Annotated in this window: 4 protein-coding genes; 1 reads left to right on the top strand and 3 read right to left on the bottom strand. The window is 58.7% G+C overall.

The genetic code is table 11. The features are described 5' to 3' along the window. Positions 1-141: 141 nt before the first annotated feature. On the bottom strand, positions 142-696 hold the full coding sequence (locus E1K68_RS27425) for a cytochrome b (RefSeq protein ID WP_034136031.1): 555 nt from the start codon (positions 694-696) through the stop codon (positions 142-144). A 200-nt stretch (positions 697-896) separates the two neighbouring features. Beyond that, positions 897-1277 carry a cupin domain-containing protein gene (locus E1K68_RS27430; protein ID WP_212614951.1) on the bottom strand — a complete coding sequence of 127 codons (381 nt, stop codon included), beginning with the start codon at positions 1275-1277 and terminating at the stop codon, positions 897-899. Positions 1278-1462: 185 nt separating this feature from the next. On the opposite strand from E1K68_RS27430, the gene E1K68_RS27435 reads away from it, so the two are divergent. Further along, entirely contained in the window at positions 1463-2179 is a 717-nt protein-coding gene (locus E1K68_RS27435; RefSeq protein WP_212614952.1) for a class I SAM-dependent methyltransferase, read from the top strand. Positions 2180-2209: 30 nt separating this feature from the next. On the opposite strand, the gene E1K68_RS27440 is transcribed toward E1K68_RS27435, so the two are convergent. Beyond that, positions 2210-2575 (bottom strand): hypothetical protein, encoded by a 366-nt coding sequence (locus E1K68_RS27440; protein ID WP_003192656.1) that lies wholly within the window; start codon positions 2573-2575, stop codon positions 2210-2212. Positions 2576-2779: the final 204 nt, after the last annotated feature.

Raw genomic sequence — 2779 nt, forward strand, 5'->3', positions numbered from 1 at the left:
GTAGGAGCGAGCTTGCTCGCGAAAAACTCACAGGCGCCGCGTTCATTCAGGAAGCACGCTTTATCGCAGTGAAAAGGAGACGGATTCATTTCTAGAAAATAAATCTGTCCCCATTTCGTCCGAGAAGCTTGCCGCGCCGTTTCAGTGCTTGCGTCCCCCTCTTGTCATGCGCTGCAGTACCTGAGCATCGCCCTGCCAATAGTGCACGATGACTGCCGCGACATGCCCCAGGATAAGCACCAGCATTGTCCAACCCAGCAAACTATGAAAGTTGCTGCCCAGGTCAACCATCCACTGGATTTTTTCCCCCTCGAACCCGTCCATGACCGGTACGCCAAACGCAGAAAAAGCCCGGCCGGATCCGTACTGGCGAATCATCCCGATAAGCGGGATCAGGAACATCAGTGCGTACAACATCCCATGCCCGGTGGCGGCGATACGGCTTATGCTCGGTGGGCGGCGGTGTCGACTCAGCAGACTCCAGCCGGCACGTAGGACCAGCAGTATCAGCAGTAACAGCCCCACGGGTTTGTGAAAGGGCCACAACCATTTATCCAGCGTAGAGTCCGACGCCAGGTAGTGGGTTATGGCTGAGCAATAGATCCACGCAAATAACAAGAACATCAGCCAATGCGTTGCGCGACTTACCGAGTCGTAGTGTTCATTTGGCTGAAGAGGGGAGGCGCAAGTCGTCATTGTTCTGTCCTTCTGGCGAGTCGCATCGCGTTCTTTTTTAAGCGCATTGAGGCGCTGTTTGATGAAAAGTGGCCAGAATGAGTCTGGCGGCGACCCGATCATATACAACGAGACACCGGCAGCGGCGGTGTCGAAACATAAAGAAAAGATGCATCCTGCAAATGATGATCTGGAGGCCCAAGTGCATGGGAGTAGTCTGTTCAAATCCACCGATCATTTTCGGCCGTACGCTCCCCACCTTCGTGCCCGGTGTTCAATACGCCCCGTGGCTCAATCATCATCAGCTTGGCTTCGCCCTCGGCGGCGGTCCTGTGCTCGATGCCACGCGGCACCACATACAATTCACCCGGTTTCACATACACCGGGCCATCCGGCAGGTCGATACGCAACGTGCCCTCAAGCACCAGAAAGGCCTCATCGGTTTCCGGGTGCGAGTGCCAGATGAACTCACCCTCGATGCGCACCACCTTGAATTGGTAGTCGTTCATTTCGGCGACCACTCTTGGGCTCCATTGTTGATCGATGAGCGAGGCTTTTTGCGCGAGGTTTATCGGTTGGGCGGGTTGCTGTAGGTGAGTCATGCTGAGCCTTCCTGTCGGTGAGAAGGCCAGACTATCCGGGCCGACAGGTCAGAGGCTTGTATGATCCTGCAACCTCTCCAGGCGTACACCCCCGCATTCCCCTCGGGAATGCAGCACATAAAATTAATGCATTTTTCTTACTGCGACGGTTAACGTAATTTGCGTCAAGGCCACGGAGAACCGCCTTGAACTCATCCTCACCCAATCCTGCTGACAAATTCGATACCTCAAGAGCCAACGAGTACGCACGACAAAGCCGTATCGCGTTGGCGGGCTATGACGCGTGCCAGGACCTGGCAGCCTGCATGCTCGCGGCAAGCCTTGGTGATGCCCCTTCGGCCAAGGTACTTGTGGTCGGCGCCGGCGGTACGGCGCAGGAGATCATCGCCATGGCCAACCTTGAACCGGGCTGGCGCTTCATGGCGGTTGATCCCTCTCAGCCGATGCTCGACGCGGCAAGGCAGCAGTTGGAAGCCAACCACTTGCTTGATAAAACCACCCTGCATCTCGGGACGCTTGAAGACCTGGCACCAGACGCGTCATACGACGCCGCCACCTTGATCGGTGTGCTCCACCATCTGGAGGGTGATGACGCCAAGGCCCGAATGCTGCGATCGATTCGGGCGCACCTGAAACCGGGGGCACCGCTGATCGTCGCGGGCAATCACTACGCGTATGCCAGCCAGCCGTTGCTGCTGGCGGCATGGGGCCAACGCTGGCGTCAGCATGGCGCCACCCCGGACGAAGTGAAGGCCAAGCTCGGCAAAATCCTTCAAGGCGCCGACCCGCCACATTCCGAGGCCGCAGTGCAGAAGCTGTTGCACGACGCTGGCTTCGGCGACGCGACGCGTTTCTTCAGCAGCCTTTTCTGGGGGGCTTGGTTGACGTGCAAAGTGGGGTAGCGATGTTTCCCCTTGCTCAACAACCGCGATTCAGATCGCCCGGAGAGTAGCCAGCCGCCGACGCCAATCGCCGCCATGCCGAAGGTGGCATTCCTCTTCGGAGTCGAAACTGACGCAGCGGGCGATGTTCGGGACGTGCACGTCAGCGTCATCCAGCGCGGCGGTAGTCAGCTCGCGCATACGGGCGTCCGCGCCGGTCGCGAGGGCGTGAGCCTTGCTCGCGACGCTGTCGAACACCCAGGTCACCCGCAGGCTTTGGGGGAAGGCGCGGTAATCGACGGTGTGGGTCAGCCATTCGAAGCCCGGGATTTCAGCTTTCGCGATTTCGCAGGCGTCGGTCAGGGCTGCGATGAGACGGCGTTCGATACGGGCGTGGTCGCGTGAGGCAGGTGGCATAAAGGAAGTCTGTGAGTCCTGGGAGTGGGTTGGGGCGCTGATCAGAGCATAGCTATCTACACAACTTCGGCACGACGCTAAATCTGTGGCAAGGCAGCTTGCTCCCGTGACGGCCTGACAGCCGGCGCATATCCATCTGACGCTCCGAAATCCAAATGTGGGAGCTGGCTTGTCGGGTCGCCGCATCGCTGCGAAGACGGCCTG

The sequence above is a fragment of the Pseudomonas sp. B2021 genome (assembly GCF_018135665.1).
GTDB classification, from domain to species: Bacteria; Pseudomonadota; Gammaproteobacteria; order Pseudomonadales; family Pseudomonadaceae; genus Aquipseudomonas; species Aquipseudomonas lactis.

What these genes read in the sequence shown, in the direction of transcription:
- E1K68_RS27430 (WP_212614951.1), bottom strand. Translation starts at nt 1,277, where the DNA reads ATGACTCACCTACAGCAACCCGCCCAACCGATAAACCTCGCGCAAAAA.
- E1K68_RS27425 (WP_034136031.1), bottom strand. Translation starts at nt 696, where the DNA reads ATGACGACTTGCGCCTCCCCTCTTCAGCCAAATGAACACTACGACTCG.
- E1K68_RS27440 (WP_003192656.1), bottom strand. Translation starts at nt 2,575, where the DNA reads ATGCCACCTGCCTCACGCGACCACGCCCGTATCGAACGCCGTCTCATC.